The organism is Stenotrophomonas sp. PFBMAA-4, assembly GCF_030053215.1.
Classification (GTDB): Bacteria; Pseudomonadota; Gammaproteobacteria; order Xanthomonadales; family Xanthomonadaceae; genus Stenotrophomonas.
Window position 1 is genome coordinate 39,101 of the sequence record NZ_JASGBW010000018.1, and the last position, 17,308, is coordinate 56,408.

Sequence of the window (17,308 nt, forward strand, 5' to 3'; positions counted from 1 at the left end):
CGAGCGTGGGCTCGGCTCTACAACGGGTCGGCGCTATCGACGCCCAAACGTACGCATGACGATCACGAAGAACAGCGGCACGAACACCAGCCCCAGCAAGGTGCCCACCACCATCCCGCCCAGCACGCCGGTGCCGATGGCCCGCTGCGCGCCCGACCCTGCGCCGCTGGCCAGCACCAGCGGCAGCACGCCCAGCCCGAAGGCCAGCGAGGTCATGATGATCGGCCGCAGGCGGTCGCGTACGGCGTGCAGCGTGGCGTCGATCAGCTCAGCACCGTTCTGCAGATGCTCCCGCGCGAAGGCGACGATGAGGATGGCATTCTTGCTGGTCAGGCCCACCGTGGTGAGCATGGCCACCTGGAAGTAGATGTCGCGTTCCAGCCCGGCAACCGTGTTGGCCAGGACCGCCCCGAGGATGCCCAAGGGCGCAACCAGCAACACCGCCGTCGGCACTGCCCAGCTCTCGTACAGGGCGGCCAGGCACAGGAACACGACCACGATGGACAGCGTGAAAAGCAGCAAGGCCTGGGCGCGCGACTCCTGCTCCTGCACCGCCGCGCCGGTCCACTCCAGGCTGAACCCTGCGGGCAGGTCTGCCGCCAACCGCTCGATTTCCGCCATCGCCCGCCCCGATGCAACGCCCGGCGCCGGCTCACCCTGTATCTCCATGGCGGACACACCACTCTGCCGCTCCAGACGTGGCGATGCGTGCGACCAGTCCGCGCGCGCAAACGATGCGAAAGGCACCATGCTGCCCTGCGCGTTCTTCACCGACCACAGGTTCAGATCGTCCTTCTTCATGCGGAAGGGCGCATCCGCCTGCACGTACACACGCTTGGTGCGGCCACGGTCCACGAAATCGGCCACGTAGCGCCCACCCCACGCCGCACTGAGGGTGCCCAGTGCGTTGGCCGGGTCCAGGCCATGGGAGCGCGCACGGGCGGTGTCCACGTCGATCTTCAGGGTGGGCGCGTCTGCCATGCCGTTGGCGCGCATCCGGGCGAGCGCTGGATTCTCTGCGGCGGCGGCGAGCAGCTGGTCACGTGCTGCTGCCAAGGCCGCATGCCCGTGCCCCGCGTCGTCCTTCAGGAAGAAGCTGAAACCGGAGACCTCGCCCAGGCCGGGCACGGGCGGCGGCGAGAGCACGTACATGCTGGCGTCGCCGTGCCTGGCCAGGGCCTTGGATGCGCGGGCCACAATGGCATCGGCCGAATCTGCCGCCGGTCGCTCGGACCAGTCCTTCAGGCGCAGGAACGCCAGGCCCGAGTTCTGCCCCATGCCGGAGTAGTTGTAACCGGCGACGGTGAACATCGATTCGACCACGGGATCTTCCTGCAGGAAGTAGTTCTCCACGAACGCGAGCGCGTCCTGGGTTCGCGACAGCGTGGAACCCACCGGCGTCTGTACCAGCACCACCAGCGTGCCCTGGTCTTCGTTGGGCAGGAACGAGCTGGGCAGGCGCACGAACAGCACGGTCATCACCGCACCCAGTGCCAGGAAGGCCAGCAGGAAGCGCCGGGGCCGGGCAAGGACTCCACCGACGCCGCGCTGGTAGGCCGAACTGGCGCTGTCGAACCGCCGGTTGAAGGCGCCGAACAGCCGCCCAAGCACGCCGGCCTGCACGGCATGCCCAGCGCCGTGGGCAACGGGCTTCAGCAACGTGGCGCACAGTGCCGGGGTGAGGATGATCGCCACGATGACCGACAGCGCCATGGCAGAGACCAGCGTGGCGGTGAACTGCCGGTAGATGACACCCGTGGCCCCCTGCATGAAGGCCATCGGCACGAATACGGCCGACAGCACCACGCCAATGCCCACCAGAGCGCCGGTGATCTGGTCCATCGACTTGCGCGTGGCATCGCGTGCCGAGAGCCCTTCCTCGGCCATGATGCGCTCGACGTTCTCCACCACCACGATGGCATCGTCCACCAGCAGGCCGATGGCCAGCACCATGGCGAACATCGTCAGCATGTTCACCGAGAAGCCTAGGAACGCCAGAATGCCGAACGTGCCCAGCAGCACCACCGGCACGGCAATGGTGGGGATGAGGGTCGCCCGCAGGTTCTGCAGGAACAGGTACATCACCACGAACACCAGCACGACCGCTTCCAGCAGGGTCTTGACCACACCCTTGATGGACAGCCGTACAAAGGGCGTCGTGTCATACGGAACCACCGCCTTCACCCCCGCCGGCGTGCCCGGGCCCAGTGCTTCCACCGCCTTGTCGATGGCCGCGCGGGTTTCAAGCGCGTTGGCGCCCGGCGCAAGCGAAATGCCGATGCCGGCGGCGGGCTTGCCGTTCAGTCGGTTGCCGAAGTCGTAGCTCTCCGCACCCAGTTCAATGCGCGCCACATCGCCCAGCCGCAGTACGCCACCGTGCTCTTTGCTGCGGATGACGACCTGGGCAAACTCGGCCGCCGTGCGCTTGGGGGACGCACCTTCAATGAACGCGCTCAACTGCTGTTCCTGCACCGCGGGCGCGCCGCCGATCTCACCCAGCGGCACCTGCAGGTTCTCCGCGCCGATGGCGCTGACCAGTTCATCGACCGACAACTGGTAGCGGTCCATCTTCACCGGGTCCAGCCAGATACGCATCGCGTACTTGCCGCCAAACTCACGCACCTGCCCTACCCCGGGCACCCGCCGGATGGCGTCGGCTACGGTGGAGCCCACGTAATCCGAGACGTCGGCTTCATTCATCCGCCCGTCTTCAGAGACGAAGGCCAGCATCTGTAGATAGCCGCCGTTCGACTTGGTCACCGCCAACCCGCGGCGTTGCAGCGCCTCGGGCAGCGAGGGCATGGCCAGCTGCACCCGGCCCTGCACCTGGGTCTGCGCCTGGTCCAGGTCGATGCCGTTCCTGAAGACCACGTTGATCATCGCGTAGCCGCCGTACGAGTAGCTCTGCGATGAGAAGTGCAGCATGCCGTCCAGGCCCGCCAGCTGCTGTTCCACCACCTGCACCACGGTTTCCTCGATGACGCTGGCCGACGCACCGGGGTAGATGCCGGTAATGGTGATGGTGGGTGGTGCAACGTCCGGGTACATCGCGACCGGCATGCGCACCAGGGCCAAGCCGCCCACCAGCATGATCAGCAGCGCGATGACCCAGGCAAAGATGGGGCGATCGATGAAGAAACGTGCCATCAGCCTTCAGCGCCCCGCGCGGGCGCGCTTGCTTCCACCGGGGTGATGCGGATGCCCGGCTGCAGCTTGTGCTGGCCCTGCACCACCACGCGCTCGCCGGCCTGCAGGCCGTCTTCCACCAGCCAGCGCTCGCCCAGCGCCCGGCCCAGCTGGACGGCACGGTTGGTGACCGTGCCCTCACCGTCGACCACCATGACGTGCGTCTTGCCGGTGGCATCGCGCGAGACGGCCTGCATCGGCACCAGCAGCGCATCGCGGCGCACGCCGGCGCCGATGGAGGCCGATACGTACATGCCCGGAAGCAGGACGCCATCAGGGTTGGCAACACGAACCCGCAGCGCGTACGTGCCCGTGGCCGGGTCGACGCTCACGTCGGAGAACTGCAGGGTGCCGGTCTGCTGCAGGCGGCTGCCATCCTCCAGGTGGACGTCCACCGGCAGCTGCCGGTTGTCCCGCAGCCGCCCATCGGCGATATCCCGCCTGAGCTTCAACCACTCGGCAGCGGACTGCGAAAGGTCCACATACATCGGGTCAAGGCCGCGCACCGTGGTAAGCGCTTCGGGCTGATGCGAGGTGACCAGCCCACCTTCGGTCACGTTGGAACGCCCGATACGGCCACTGATGGGCGCAGCGATGCGCGCGTGGTCCAGGGCCACCTTGGCGGTCTGCAGCGAGGCCATCGCCATCTGTATTTCCGCCTCGGCGCGCTGGTAGGCCGCCGCTGAGCGGTCCTTGTCCTGCTGGCTTACCAGCTGCGAATCCGCCAACTGCGCCAGACGCCGGGCTTCCTCGCGGGCCGCGCCACAGGTGGCGTAGGCATGGTTCAAGCGCGCTTTGGCTTCATCCCGGCCCGCACGCAGCTTTATGTCGTCCAGTTGATACAGCGGCTGCCCCTCCTGGACCTCGCTGCCTTCCTCGAACAGGCGCCGGGCGACGATGCCATCCACCTGCGGGCGTACCTCGGCTTCGTGGGCGGCTACGGCCCGGCCAGGAAGGACCACATGAAGTGCGGCGTCTTCGGGCTGCAGGGTATGGACCTGCACCGGGAGAAGCTCGGCGGCATCCTCTGGCGCGGAGGGCGAACAGGCTGCGACCAGCGAAAGCAGCATGAGCGGGGTAAGGCGTTTGAACTGAAACGGCATGGGCGGGGCTCCATATTGGCCGTGGGCTCCGCCTGCGCGCATGCGACGGCGGAATGACGTCCGCCATTCAACGCACCGGCTCCCCGCAATTCCCATACGAAAAGTTTTAAAAAACGCTGGGCCGACTGCGCGGTTCAGCCGGCAGTGGGCCACTGCGCCTCAACCGTCTTAGCGGTACGTCGCCTCGATCACCGCCTTACCCTCCACCACACCACTGTGGAACGTGCCCGCTTCGCGGTAATAGCGCGCCGACAGCGCGATGTTCTGGTTGCCCATCTGACTCTGCGCGATGGACCAGGCCTGGCCCAGCACCACCGGCGCGCCCTCACGCAGCAACTGCACGCGCACGCTGCCCGCGGTGGCATTGCCGGTGGGCGTCAGGCGGCTGCCGGTGTTGCCCGCTGCGTTGGCATCGGTCAGCTTCATCGTGACCGGGAACTGGCCGTTGCAGTTCATCACCACGTTGAAGGTCTCTTCGCCGGCGGCGGTGTCTGCTGCGGGCAGATCCGCGGCCGCTACGTCCTTCAGGGTGAAGGCGGTATCGGCAAACGAGCAGGTGGGCACCTTCAGATTGGCGGTGACGGAGAAAGTGTCGGCTTTCACCCACATCGGATAGAGCGGCGAGACGCGACTGATTGGTCCCAGCAATGTCGTGGGAACTGGCTGCATGATGCCGCCGCGGGATACTGCAGCAATAAGCACCCTTGAGCCGCGAACGCCGCTCCTCATGGGGCCGGAGGAGGCGTGGTTCACCTTGCGCACATCCAATGGCGTTTCAACCTCGGGTATCCCACTGACGCCTGCCCAGATCAGATGCTTGAAGATCAGCAGGGGCGAGCGGGGGTAGGCAGTCAGTCCAAAGGCTGGGTAGACCTGACCATCAACCATGACATTGCGTACAAACTCCAGCCCCGCCAGCGAGGGCGTTATGTCAAATGGAATGTCGTCGCGCCCGCAATTGGCAAGAAAGTTTGCATTGCCCGCCACAGTCCATTGTCCAATCAGTTTGTCCTGCTCGGCATCGTCCCAGGCATCAATGGTGAGGTGGATGGGTGAGCCTGCGTCGCGCTGCTCGGTGCAGGCCATCACTGATGCCGAGGCCAGCAGACCCAAGGCCGCGAGCACCGCTGCGCGACCATGGCGCTTATTGAGGTTCATGTTCATGAGAGACGTTCCTCTCGCGCGCCGCGCACGCACGTGCGCCATCATCGGTAATCCGCCGTCAGCACCGCCTGGCCTTCCACTTCGCCAATGCTGAAGCTGCCCGGCACACGCGTATAGCGCGCCTGCAGATCGATGTTCTGCATACCTGCGCTCGACGCTCCGTGGTTCCACTGTTGCCCCAGCACGACCGGTACACCGTTACGCAGCAGCTCCACCTGCACGCCCTGCGCGGTGGCATTGGCCGTGGGCTTCAACAGGCTGCCGGTTGCCGTGGGCGCGTTGGCGTCGGCCAGGGTCAGCTTCACCGGTATGCCTGCAGCATCGCAGCGCATGGCCACCTGGAAGGTCTGCTCGCGGCTGCTGCTGCCTGCAGCACCCAGTACGTCTGCCGAGATGTCATCCAGGCTGAAGCCTGCACTGCTGAGCGCGCAGGTGGGTTGCTCAACGTTCACCGTGACAAAGACGGTGTGGCGGTTGGAGTGCGGAAACTGCGTGTGCTGCACTACCTCCACGCCCAGCAGTGTCTGCGGTACCGACTGCATACCCGTGCGCGCCACCACACCCAGGTGCGGGTAGGTCAACAACTCCTCGCTCCCTGTTGCGTAGGACACGACCGGCGTCGCCGCACGATCGCTGGCGGGAATGCGCTCGTATCCGCCTCCAACCCCTGGATCAGAGGTCTTTACATTGACCGGGAAAAAGAACAGCGGCGACGTTGCGCTCAGCTGATAGGTCACGTAGGTCTTTCCATCATAATCGATGGTGGATACCGGCGTCAGCCCATTGGGCTCCAGTGAGACGTCCATGGGATGTGCACGCGTGATACTGCATTCGCGCATCCAGGTAGCCCGGCCACTGACAATCACGACCCGATCCGGCGGATCGGACGCCTTGAAGTCTGCCGTCAGGTACACCGTGCCCACACCAGAAGAGGTGCAGGCCAGCGCAGGGGCTGCCAAGGCGGCGAGCAAAAGGCCCAGGCAGGTTGCCAGCGCCTTGCCGTTTCTTTGTTCACCGGGTGTTGGGCGCATCATGCTGGGCTCCTGTGTTACCTGTAACCTGCCGTCACGGTGATCTGCGTACTGACGTCGCCCGCTTTCAATAGCGTGCCTGCCTTGCGGTAGTAGCCAGTACGCATGTCCAGCTTGCCGGTGGCGGCGCCGTTGATGGTGACGGTCTTCTTGTCGCCCTTCTTCAGGAAATCATCGGTGGCGCCTTCCAGCAGCGCCACGGCTACACCGGTCGCACCGCTGGCGGCCTGGTTGAGCCAGTGCCCATCCTGGGCGGCATCGGCGGCACCATCAAAGGTCAGATCAACGCTGGTCACGCCCACGCAGCCGGTGAAGTTCAGTACCGCTGGCTTCAGGCCATTGTCATGCCCGGTCTTCAGATCGGTGGCATCGATGTCGGCCAGCGTGACCGGTACGTTGGCCATGGTGCAGGTGCCGGGCAACACCTTGCCGGTCACGTCGATGGTGGCCGAATCGGCATGGGCCTGGCCAACAGCGGCAAGCATCAGCACAGCCAGGATGATGGGTTGGGCTTTCATGGGGAGACTCCAAAGGTTGAAGAGAGAGAGGGTCGTTGGATGGGATGCCCGTGGATCGCGCTGCCGCAGCGCAGGCATTCCTCATCTGTAATCAGCGATCACCGTGATCTGCGCAGTGACATCACCTGGCGTCGGCACGGTTCCGGGGTGGTTGTAGTAGCTGGTACGCATATCCAGGCGACCGATGGCTGCGCCGCCGATGGCGACCATCCTCTTCATGCCCTTGCTCAGGGTTGTGTTGCCGCTTGCGCCTTCCAGCAATATGACGGCCACATTGGTGGCACCACCCACGGCCAGGTTTTTCCACTGGCCTCCCTGCGTGGGGTCAGCCGTGCCATCGAAGGTCACCTCAACGGTGCTCACGCCTACGCAATTGGTGAAATGCAGTACCGCAGGCTTCTGATGGTCGAGGTTGACGTTCCCCGGGCGCAGCTCGGGGAGCTGGATGTCGTCCAGTGTGACGGCCACGTTCGGCGTCACCGTGCAGGTGCCCGGCAACACGTTGCCGGTGAACGTAAGCGTGGCCGAGTCGGCGTGGGCGCGTGTGGCGGCACCGAACAGCAGCGCAACCAACACCAGGTGCTGGGCCTTCATTGGGACGCTCCGGTAGCTGAGGAAGAAACATCGTCGGCCAGCAGTTCCGGCGGTATGGCCACACACTGCGCCTGCGCCCAGTACTGGCCGTGCGCATCCGGCGCTTCGGGCATGGCGTAGTGCAGGCGGCAAGCGATGCCGTCCTCGGTCTGCACGTGCACGAAGCCGGTCTGCTCCAGACCGCGCAAAGCAACCACGCCGCCCTGCCCCACCTGGCCCAAAGTGCGGCCATCGGCGTGCATGATCTGCGCACCATAGGGCAGCGGGGTGCCGTCGGCATGGCTGGCGTCGATCAGCCACAGGCGTTCATTGCGCGACTGGAAACTGACCTTGACGATGCTGCCGGCGCTGGGCGCCACGCGCTGCGAGCTGGCCTGAACTTCCACATCCAGCGGCAGGTGCGCGGTGTCCAGGTTGATCTGGTTCCAGCGGTACGGGCTGGTATAGGGCAGCACGGCGTAGCCATTGCCCGCCACGGTGACGTTGCGGCCGCTGCCCACCGTGGCGCCCTGTGCGCCCTGCGCGTCCACCAGCGCGAAGCTGTCGCCCAGCGCCGGGCCGAAGTTGATGCCGCCACGATGCAGTACCACGCTACCGGTGGCGCCGGCATTGACGCTGCTGCTGCCGTTGGCATGGCTGTAACCGGCACTGAGATCGGCACGGCTGCCCTGGTAGCTGGCATAGGCGTTGTAGCCGCTGCCGCCCTGGCCGCGGTTGCCCGACAGGCTGTAGGACAGCGCGCGGTCTTCGCCCAGGTTGCCGTTGATGCCCAGCTGCTGCTGGCTGCCCAGGCGGCTGTCGTTGTAGGTGGCGGTGGCGCGCGGCGCGTTGGTGGCGCGGCCCAGCGGCAGACTGAGCATGAAGGACAGGCGCGTATCGGGCGCACCGCTGGCCATGCGGTAGCGCGTGGCGGAAACCGTGTAGTTGGCGCTGCGGTAGCTGCTGTGGAAGCCCAGCTGCAGATCGTTGTGCTTGCCCGCGCGGTTCCAGTAGGTCACATGGCCACCGGCCAGGTACAGCTGGCCGCGCGTGCCGACGCGCTGCGAGAAGTTCATCTGGAAGCGCTGGCGCGTCCGCATCACGAACGCATCGGCCGCCTGTGGCCGGTCGAACGACAGCTGCGAGACATCAGTGAGGGTAAGGAAGCCCTCGGTGCTGTAGCGGTACGCAGCCAGGCCCAGGTTGGTGCCGGTGCGCGCCACGCTGCGCTGGTAGTTCAGGCGGTAGCTGCGGCCCGACTGCGCGGGCAGGCCGGGCACGTTGGCGCGGGCATGGGTGACGTCGGCACCGATGGCACCGAACGGCGTGTTGAACGCTGCGCCTGCCAAACCGGCCTGGTAGTGCTCGGCCACCTGCACGCCGCCCAGCAACGTCATGCGGTTGCTGACGCCGCGCGCATAGGTGCCTTCGGTGAAGCGCAGCGCCTGCTGGTACAGGCCCGTGTTGCGCAGCTCACCGGCGGTGATGCTGAAACGCTGGCTGCCTTCGCGCAGAGCCTGCGGCACGGCAGAGAACGCCACGGTGAAGCGCTCTTCGCGGCCGTCGGCCTCGGTGACGGCCACCTCCAGATCGCCGCTGCCGGCGTTGGGGTAGAGGTCGTCGATGGCGAACGGGCCGGGCGCTACGGTGGTTTCGTACAGCACCGCGCCGTTCTGGCGGATGGTGACGCGCGCATTGCCCTGCGCCACGCCGCGCACCACCGGGGCGTAACCACGCAGCGAATCGGGCAGCATGCGTTCATCGGTGGCCACGCGCACGCCGGTGAAGCCGACGCTGTCGAACAGCTCGCCACCGGTGTTGCTCTGGCCCAGCGTGAACTGGCTGTTCCAGCGCGGCAGATCGCGCTGCAGATAGCTGTTGAGCGCGCTGAAGTGCGTGCCCTGCGCATTGTGGCTGATGGAGCTGCGGTGGCGCAGCCGCCACGCGCCGAGGTTCACGCCGCTGGTGATGCCCGCATAGCTGTTCTGCTGCCCCTGGCTGCGGTAGTGGTTGACGGTGTAGCCGAAGAACGCAGCGGTGATGCCGTGGTCGCGCAGTTCCGGCGCGACATAGCCGCGCGCCTGGCGTTGCAGCGCCACCTGCGGCAGCGAGATGTCCAGCCGCAGCTGGCTGTCATCGTAGGTGACGCGTGCACCGTCGATGACTGTCTGCAGATCGATGCACTGCGGGTTGTCGGCCGCCTCAACGGCTTCGCGCGCGGCATCGCTCAGGCCCAGTGCCAGCAATAGCTGGGCGGGCACGCAGGGCGTTGCCACATAGGGCGTATCGGATTCGACAAGCTCGATGTCATCACGGCGGACGAACTCGCCGTTGAGATGGATATCGACGTTGTAGTGACCGGGCTCCACCGGGTTGCCCACGCTGAAGCGCGCCAGGTCGTCGCTACCGAAGCCGGTTGCGAAGCCTTCGCTGAATTCCACTTCGCCGCCGGTGCGTGCGTGCGCGGCAGACACGCCCGCGAGCACCAGCGTGGTCGCAATGGCAGCGGCAAGCGTAGTGCGTCGCAGGCAGCTAGGCGCAGCGCTGGAACAGGTTGAGGAAGACAGGCGCATGGCGTCGGGCGTGGCCGCAGTGCAGCCCCGGTAGTAATGGGAGGCGTGCAGCGTAGGCGGCGACCACCGTGCCGAACATGCAAGTTGTTGCAAATGCGGATAGGGAAAGCGCCGTTTGCAACAAGTTGCATGGATGGCGTGGCAACGCTGCCGGATGATGCGCCGGTGCGAGAACCCACAGGGCCGCAGAACCACGCGCCGATTCCTGGATCGCAAGCCGGCATCGCCCTTGAACCCGCACACCGCTGCTGTCGCCACGTTGGCTTCGGCAGCATCCCGATTTTCCATCACCTAGTAGAGAGCACACCCATGAAGAATCTGAAGACCCCGATGGCCCTGGCCATCCTGCTGGCCGCTGCGCCGGCCGTGAATGCTGCTGACCTGACCATTTCTGGTGAGATTGTCGAAACCACCTGCACCGCCACCATCAACGGCGGCGTCGCCGTGGCCATGGGCAAGATGGATCTGGAAGACCTGAAGGCTGCCGACCGCATCGGCCGCCGCGATCTGGACGTGGCCGTGGCCTGTCCGGGCGCTGCCGGTTCGCACGATGTGGCCGTGAAGTTCAGCGGCTCGTCCACTGCCGATGGCGCCCTGGCGCTGACTGCTGCGAGTGATGCCGAAGGCGTTGCGTACAAGATCTATGACAGCACCGATACGCTGCTGAAGATCAACAACGCACCGACCCAGTTCGTCAACGTGACCAGCGCCGCGGGCCAGACCATCAAGCACAGCGTCTGGTACACCAAGACCGGCGTTGCCGACGATGTGGTGGCTGGCAAGGCCAACGCCACCGCGCAGATGGACATCGTCTACAAGTAAGCGCACCCCGCCCGGCGGCGTGCTGCCGGGCGGTTCTTCCCGAGGAATTCCCCATGAACATTCGCGCATGCGCATTGATGTTGGCACTGGGTTGCGCAGGCACCGCGCTGCCTGCCGCAGCGGCGGTGACCCTGCAGGGCACCCGCGTGGTCTACGACGGTAGCAAGGGTGCAGTAACGGTGAATGCCAACAACCGCGGTGACAAGGTCGCCCTGGCCCAGGTGTGGCTGGACGATGGCGATGCCAGCGCCAAGGCCGGCAGCCAGAAGCTGCCGTTCGTGCTGACACCGACCACGCGCCGCATCGAGGCGGGCCACGCACAGGCGTTCCGGCTGACGTATGCGCCAATGGCCGGGGCCGCGCTGCCCAGCGACCGCGAGTCGCTGCTGTACTTCAACCTGCTGGATATTCCGCCCAAGCCCGAAGTGGCGGAAGGCCAGAACCTGCTGCAGTTCGCCATCCGCACGCGGGTGAAACTGTTCTATCGTCCGGCCGGCCTGCCTGGCCATGCGCGTGACGCGGCGGCTGGGTTGCAGTGGCGTGCCGAAGGGCAGGCACTGCAGGTGTACAACCCGAGCGCCTACCACGTGACGTTGAGCCGGCTGACGCTGCCCGATGGCAAGGTGGTCGAGGTGGACATGGTGGCACCGGGCGAGCGGTTGAACCTTCTGCTGCCGTCGGGTACATCCGTGCCGGGAAACCTGAAATTCCAGTGGCTGGATGACTACGGCACCGCACGCGATGCCGAGGCGAAAGTCACGCATTGAGCACCACCGGTAGGTGTCGACCGTTGGTCGACACGCGCTTACACGCGGAGCCGAGCGTGGGCTCGGCTCTACAGAACTGCGCGCTGCAATTGCAATAAATTGCATGGTGAACGCTCCCCCACCCCAGCGATAGTGCGCGCTTCTTTTTGGAGAGCGTACCGATGCACAAGATGATGATTCCGCTTACCCGCTATGCGCAGTTCAGCGGGCGCGCCAGCCGCAGTGAATACTGGTGGTTCCAGTTGTTCATCTTCATCGTGTTCATGCCGCTGCATGTGCTGAGCTTCATTGCCGGCTATATCGGCTCGGAGGCGCTGGCATGGGTATCGACCGGCCTGGGCGTGGTGGTGTGGCTGGCGATCCTGGTGCCGCTGGTCTCGGTGACTGTGCGCCGCCTGCATGACACCGACCGTTCCGGCTGGTGGTACCTGCTGCTGCTCGTACCGTTCGCGAACCTGGCAGTGCTGGTCTTCACGCTGCTGGCGAGCACCCCGGGCGACAACCGCTTTGGCGCGCCTGTGCCGCACGTGTAAGAGCGCGCGTCCGGCAATGGCATCCATCCCGTTAATGGATGGATTGCCACGGATGCACATGCAACCAGTTCTATTTACGAGCAGTTTCGAAGCGCAGAAACTGGCGCAGTAGTTTCAATGGCGCAGTGAAGGGGCAACGACGCGGACCGTCGGGACTGGAATGGATAACTTCTTCACTGCGCCTCCCCTTGATGGGATGCGATCGCTGCGCAATGAACGCGGCTCGTTTCCTTAAGTTCTCCTCTGTCGCTGCAGCGTGTCAGTGGCATCCACCCGGATACTTCGCAGGTGGGCGTGAGTTTCAGCCAGGCTGGAACTCCGCGAGATCAGTAAGTCCGGCATTGCTCCCTTCAGGCGCGCACGTGCGTGTGCCAGCCAGGGTCGAGCCGCCGGAAATCGATAGCCCCCCATTACATACCCCGGCACTCGGGCAAGCCCTATTCCTGTCGCGCCGCGCGGCGCATCGCGATCTGAGACGACCCGGGTGGTGTGCGGCGCTTGGCACACGGGCAGCGCCTACACCTGTTGGCGGCACCTGAACAGTTGCAAACACGACAAAAGTTGTCTGGATTCATATGCAACTAATTGTATTTCTCGCCCATACCCGGGCGTACAGAATGGCACCCATAGCTTCAATGGTGCAGCGCAGCAGCATCCGATAGGGACGTCACCGCCAAACCGAAGGGCTCTGCGTTGCACCACCCATTCGACCGCAATCACGCTGGCATCACCGGATGTACGGTTTTTATTAACAGCTTGAAGTGAACGCGGTTCATTACCTGTACGCCTTCTTAAATGGAGTCCTGAGTCATGAATATTTCCGCTCGTTGTTCGCTTTATCTCGCCATTGCAGGCGTGATGGCTGTCACGCCGGTATATGCTGCCACCCTGACCCCGGGGCAGTCTGCCACCGTGCAGCCGGGGGATATGCCTGAATCGTGGTCGCTACCTGGTCAGAACACGCTGATCGTAAATCCTGGGGCCGCGACGCTTAGGCTCAGTGCACTGGAAGGATCCGACATGGAAATCTCAGGTGCGCAGGTTTCAGCATCTACTGGTGCAAACGATGCTGGCATTCAATTGATCAATAGTACAGCAACGATTACTGGTTCCTCAGTCACCAACACTGGTGGTCGAGGCATATCGCTTGCGTTGAACCGCAACAGTCTGCTCCCCGCATCCCGCGCAGACATTACCAACAGCCAGATCACCGGCCTGGGGTTGGGCATCAGCGTGTCCGCCAGCCTGCCTGGGCTTCGCGCGGTGTTGAACCTGGACAACACAACCGTTACAGGGCAGTTGAACAGCGGTGCGAGCCTGGAGATCAACCGCGGCCACGGCATCGCGGTGCTTGAAGGTTCCGATGTACTGATCGGCAATGGCAGCGTCATCACCGGTGGGCTGAATGGCATTTACTCCCTCGGCAACCAGGCTGTGGGCAATCCCAGCACCGTTGTGATCGATGCCTCGCGCGTGGAAGGTGTATCCGGCGCCGCGCTGCTGGTAAGCCCCCGACGAGCGCCCAACCTCCTGGACCCGGAGATCAGCTTTACTGCCCGCAATGGCGCCCAGCTTGTGGGCGGCAATGGCAACCTGCTTGAAGTCAACGCCGCCGCCGCCACCATCGGCTTCACCATCGACAATTCCAACCTCACCGGCAACATCATCAACACCGGCGGCAGCACGGTGGACGTGGCGCTGACCAACAACGCCACTCTGCTCGGCAGCACCCAGAACATCACCTCGATGGCGGTGGACACGGCGCGCTGGCAGCTGAGCGGCGACAGCAGCACCGGCAGCCTGTCGCTTGGTAGTGGCGGCGAGATCGCGCTGGGCGATGGCTCCGCCTTCCACACCCTCAACGTGTCCGGCAACTTCACCGGCAACGATGGCACGTTCCTGTTCAACACCGTGCTGGCCGGCGACGATGCGGCCAGCGACAAGCTGGTCATCGGCGGTGATACCAGCGGCACCGCGAACGTGCGCGTCAACAACGTCGGCGGCGCAGGGGCGCAGACGGTCAACGGCATCGAGCTGATCACTGTGGGCGGCGCCTCCAACGGCCAGTTCAACCTGGCTGGCCGCGCGGTCGGCGGCCAATACGAGTACTTCCTGCACAAGGGCACCGGTGCCGATGGCAACTGGTACCTGCGCTCGGTGCTGCCGACCCAGCCGGACCCGTGCGATGCCGATCCTTCGCTGCCTGGGTGCCAGCCGATCGATCCGGTTGATCCGGTCGATCCGGTGGACCCTGTGCCTGTGCTGCGCCCTGAAGTGGGCGCCTACCTGGCCAATCTGCAGGCTGCGCAGACCATGTTCCGCATGGGCTACCACGACCGCCACGCCGGCCAGAACAGCGGCCGCGCCTGGGCCCGCGTAGATGGCTCGCGTAACGGCTTCGATGCGGTCAGCCAGCAGCTGGACATCCGTGGCAACAGCCAGGCCCTGACCGTCGGTGCCGATGTGTGGCGTCACGATTCGGGCAGCAGCGTGGGCGTGATGCTGTCCACCGGCAATGCCAGCAGTACCTCTGTCAACGAAGCGACCCAGTACTACGCCCGCGGCAAGGTGAAGGGCGAAGCGCTGGGCATCTATGGCACCTGGCGCGGCGGCAACGGCGCAGATCCCTATGCAGGCTTCTATGTGGATGGTTCGGTGCAGCGTGTGCAGTTCCGCAACCGCGTGCAGGGCGTTGGCCTGGCCGAGGAGCGCTACGACAGCCGCGCGTGGCAGGGTGCAGTGGAAACCGGCTATGCGTTCCGCTTGGGCGGTGCCAGCAATGGTGGCATCTTCCTGGAACCGCAGCTGCAGGTGGGCTACAACCGCTGGGACAGCAACCGCCATACCGAGGCAAACGGCACCGTGGTTGGCACCGAAGACGCCGATGGCATGTTCGGTCGCGCGGGCCTGCGCCTGTCCGGCGTGACCCGCTGGGGCAACGGTACCGCGGAAGTGCAGCCGTATGTTGCCGCCAACTGGCTGCACACCCGCGCCGAATCGCAGATCCGCATGGATGACGAAGTGGTGGATGCGCGCATCCCGCGAAGCCGTGGCGAGTTCAGCGCAGGCGCTACGATCCGGTACGCGAACGGCATGGGCATCTGGGGTGGACTGTCGCTGCAGCGCGCCAGTGGCTACCACCAGAACGCGGCCCAGGTGGGCGTGAGTTACAGCTGGTAATCCCAGCAGGTTGGCACCTGCCAGCAGCCCCGCTCTGGTAGGTGTCGACCGTTGGTCGACACGCCACGATCCGCTCTGGTAGGTGTCGACCGTTGGTCGACACGCCACGATCCGTTTTGGTAGGTGTCGACCGTTGGTCGACACGCCAGAATCCGTTTTGGTAGGTGTCGACCGTTGGTCGACATGCCACGATCCGTTTTGGTAGGTGTCGACCGTTGGTCGACACGCCACGATCCGTTTTGGTAGGTGTCGACCGTTGGTCGACACGCCACGATCCGTTTTGGTAGGTGTCGACCGTTGGTCGACACGCCACGATCCGTTTTGGTAGGTGTCGACCGTTGGTCGACACGCTCTTAGCTGCGCAATATCCAAGTAGTTGCATGGCAACCGCAGGCACTCGCATCGACACTCCGTGGGGTTCCACCACCCACAGGCGATTCTCCATGCGTCACTCCCACCGGGCCGCACTCGCGCTGGCCATTCTCGGCAGCGTAGCCGCCTCCGGCACCGCCTTCGCCCACGGCACGCTGTCCAAGCCCTCCAGCCGCGTCTATTCCTGCTACCAGGGCAACCCGGAAAACCCGACCAACCCGGCCTGTGCTGCAGCAAAGGCCATCGGCGGTGCACAGCCCTTCTATGACTGGGCAGGCATCAACCAGGCGGCCGCCAACGGCAACCACCAGGCCGTCGTGCCCGATGGCGAACTGTGCAGCGGCGGCAACAGCAAGTACCGCGGCCTGGACCTGAACCGCAGCGACTGGCAGACCACGCCCATCCGTGGCGATGCGCGCGGCCGCTACACCTTCGAATACAAGGCTCCGGCGCCGCACGCCACGCGCGACTGGAAGTTCTATGTCACCCGCGAAGGCTGGCAGCCGGGCAGCCCGCTGCGCTGGGCGGACCTGGAAGAATTCTGCACCCTCGGCAACGTGCCGCTCTCTGGTGATGTCTACAAGCTGGATTGCCCGCTGCCCAAGCGCACCGGCCAGCACGTGATCTACAACACCTGGCAGCGCTCGGATTCGGCCGAGGCGTTCTACACCTGCGCCGATGTCCGCTTTGAAGGCGGTGGCGGCGTCAACCCGCCGCCGCAGTGGCAGGATGGCGGCCCGGTCACCGCGCGTGGCGCGCTGGAAGTGGGCACCACCCTGAGCCTGCGCGTGTTCAATGCCAACGGCAATGATGTGGAACGCCCGGAGATCACCCTGGCGGCCGGCCAGACCGGTGCCACGCAGTGGCCGCTGGCGCTGGCCCGCAAGGTCAATGCCAGTGCCCGCCACGCGCGCGTCGGCGTGCTGGAGAACGGCGTGATCACGCCGGTGGCATCGGCCACCGAGAACCGCGTGTACCTGACGCCGGGCCATCGCTTCCAGCTCGATACGCGCGTGCCGGATCCTGATCCGATCGATCCACCGCCGGGTGACTATGATTACGTCTACCCTGCCGGGCTTGGCAGCTATATCCCCGGCCAGACGGTGGTGAAGGGAACCGATGGCAAGCTGTACGCCTGCCGCCCGTTCCCGGAGGGTGCGTGGTGCAACATCAATGCAGAGCCCTACCGCCCGGGCACCGGCTCGGCCTGGCGGGATGCCTGGATCGAGTACTGATGCACCCTGCGAAGGCGGCCACTGGCCGCCTTCGTTGTATCAAGGTAGATCCACGCCGTGCGTGGATGCGGCGGTTCATCCACGCATGGCGTGGATCTACTGAACCGACAAGGTAGATCCACGCCGTGCGTGGGTGCTGTTCGGGGGCTCATCCACGCATGGCGTGGATCTACTGAACCGACAAGGTAGATCCACGCCGTGCGTGGATGCTGTTTGGGGCGGCTCATCCACGCATGGCGTGGATCTACTGA

12 protein-coding genes are annotated in these 17,308 nt (G+C 65.1%); 5 read left to right on the top strand and 7 right to left on the bottom strand.

Annotation, left to right across the window (positions count from 1 at the left end; genetic code table 11):
* Positions 1-33 precede the first annotated feature (33 nt).
* The 7 genes from QMZ26_RS12560 to QMZ26_RS12590 all read right to left on the bottom strand — a co-directional run bounded on the left by QMZ26_RS12560 (position 34) and on the right by QMZ26_RS12590 (position 10,049).
* On the bottom strand, positions 34-3,147 hold the full coding sequence (locus QMZ26_RS12560; protein ID WP_283221642.1) for an efflux RND transporter permease subunit: 3,114 nt from the start codon (positions 3,145-3,147) through the stop codon (positions 34-36).
* Positions 3,147-4,385, bottom strand: a complete 1,239-nt coding sequence (locus tag QMZ26_RS12565) for an efflux RND transporter periplasmic adaptor subunit (RefSeq protein WP_345782674.1) — start codon at positions 4,383-4,385, stop codon at positions 3,147-3,149. Before QMZ26_RS12565 ends, QMZ26_RS12560 begins: the two co-directional genes overlap by 1 nt.
* Positions 4,386-4,457: 72 nt before the next feature.
* A complete protein-coding gene (locus QMZ26_RS12570; protein ID WP_283221643.1) occupies positions 4,458-5,453 on the bottom strand; it encodes a hypothetical protein in 996 nt (331 codons plus the stop codon).
* Between the two features lie 41 nt (positions 5,454-5,494).
* Positions 5,495-6,487 (bottom strand): fimbrial protein, encoded by a 993-nt coding sequence (locus QMZ26_RS12575; RefSeq protein WP_283221644.1) that lies wholly within the window; start codon positions 6,485-6,487, stop codon positions 5,495-5,497.
* A gap of 14 nt (positions 6,488-6,501) precedes the next feature.
* Positions 6,502-7,002 carry a fimbrial protein gene (locus QMZ26_RS12580; protein WP_283221645.1) on the bottom strand — a complete coding sequence of 167 codons (501 nt, stop codon included), beginning with the start codon at positions 7,000-7,002 and terminating at the stop codon, positions 6,502-6,504.
* Positions 7,003-7,083: 81 nt separating this feature from the next.
* Entirely contained in the window at positions 7,084-7,596 is a 513-nt protein-coding gene (locus QMZ26_RS12585) for a fimbrial protein (protein WP_283221646.1), read from the bottom strand.
* On the bottom strand, positions 7,593-10,049 hold the full coding sequence (locus QMZ26_RS12590; protein WP_283221647.1) for a fimbria/pilus outer membrane usher protein: 2,457 nt from the start codon (positions 10,047-10,049) through the stop codon (positions 7,593-7,595). The genes QMZ26_RS12585 and QMZ26_RS12590 overlap by 4 nt, the downstream gene beginning before the upstream one ends.
* Before the next feature lie 408 nt (positions 10,050-10,457).
* Between QMZ26_RS12590 and QMZ26_RS12595 the strand changes: the two genes are divergently transcribed.
* The 5 genes from QMZ26_RS12595 to QMZ26_RS12615 all read left to right on the top strand — a co-directional run bounded on the left by QMZ26_RS12595 (position 10,458) and on the right by QMZ26_RS12615 (position 17,057).
* A complete protein-coding gene (locus QMZ26_RS12595; protein WP_283221648.1) occupies positions 10,458-10,970 on the top strand; it encodes a fimbrial protein in 513 nt (170 codons plus the stop codon).
* Between the two features lie 53 nt (positions 10,971-11,023).
* Positions 11,024-11,737, top strand: a complete 714-nt coding sequence (locus QMZ26_RS12600) for a fimbria/pilus periplasmic chaperone (protein WP_283221649.1) — start codon at positions 11,024-11,026, stop codon at positions 11,735-11,737.
* A 161-nt stretch (positions 11,738-11,898) separates the two neighbouring features.
* On the top strand, positions 11,899-12,270 hold the full coding sequence (locus QMZ26_RS12605; protein WP_283221650.1) for a DUF805 domain-containing protein: 372 nt from the start codon (positions 11,899-11,901) through the stop codon (positions 12,268-12,270).
* A 1,152-nt stretch (positions 12,271-13,422) separates the two neighbouring features.
* Positions 13,423-15,450 (top strand): autotransporter outer membrane beta-barrel domain-containing protein, encoded by a 2,028-nt coding sequence (locus tag QMZ26_RS12610; RefSeq protein ID WP_283221651.1) that lies wholly within the window; start codon positions 13,423-13,425, stop codon positions 15,448-15,450.
* Between the two features lie 443 nt (positions 15,451-15,893).
* Entirely contained in the window at positions 15,894-17,057 is a 1,164-nt protein-coding gene (locus tag QMZ26_RS12615; protein ID WP_283221652.1) for a lytic polysaccharide monooxygenase, read from the top strand.
* The last annotated feature ends 251 nt before the right edge of the window (positions 17,058-17,308 follow it).

Excerpts from the sequence above, each read along its gene's own strand:
- QMZ26_RS12560 (WP_283221642.1), bottom strand. The coding sequence starts at position 3,147 with ATGGCACGTTTCTTCATCGATCGCCCCATCTTTGCCTGGGTCATCGCG.
- QMZ26_RS12565 (WP_345782674.1), bottom strand. The coding sequence starts at position 4,385 with ATGGGAATTGCGGGGAGCCGGTGCGTTGAATGGCGGACGTCATTCCGC.
- QMZ26_RS12570 (WP_283221643.1), bottom strand. The coding sequence starts at position 5,453 with ATGAACATGAACCTCAATAAGCGCCATGGTCGCGCAGCGGTGCTCGCG.
- QMZ26_RS12575 (WP_283221644.1), bottom strand. The coding sequence starts at position 6,487 with ATGATGCGCCCAACACCCGGTGAACAAAGAAACGGCAAGGCGCTGGCA.
- QMZ26_RS12580 (WP_283221645.1), bottom strand. The coding sequence starts at position 7,002 with ATGAAAGCCCAACCCATCATCCTGGCTGTGCTGATGCTTGCCGCTGTT.
- QMZ26_RS12585 (WP_283221646.1), bottom strand. The coding sequence starts at position 7,596 with ATGAAGGCCCAGCACCTGGTGTTGGTTGCGCTGCTGTTCGGTGCCGCC.
- QMZ26_RS12595 (WP_283221648.1), top strand. The coding sequence starts at position 10,458 with ATGAAGAATCTGAAGACCCCGATGGCCCTGGCCATCCTGCTGGCCGCT.
- QMZ26_RS12600 (WP_283221649.1), top strand. The coding sequence starts at position 11,024 with ATGAACATTCGCGCATGCGCATTGATGTTGGCACTGGGTTGCGCAGGC.
- QMZ26_RS12605 (WP_283221650.1), top strand. The coding sequence starts at position 11,899 with ATGCACAAGATGATGATTCCGCTTACCCGCTATGCGCAGTTCAGCGGG.
- QMZ26_RS12615 (WP_283221652.1), top strand. The coding sequence starts at position 15,894 with ATGCGTCACTCCCACCGGGCCGCACTCGCGCTGGCCATTCTCGGCAGC.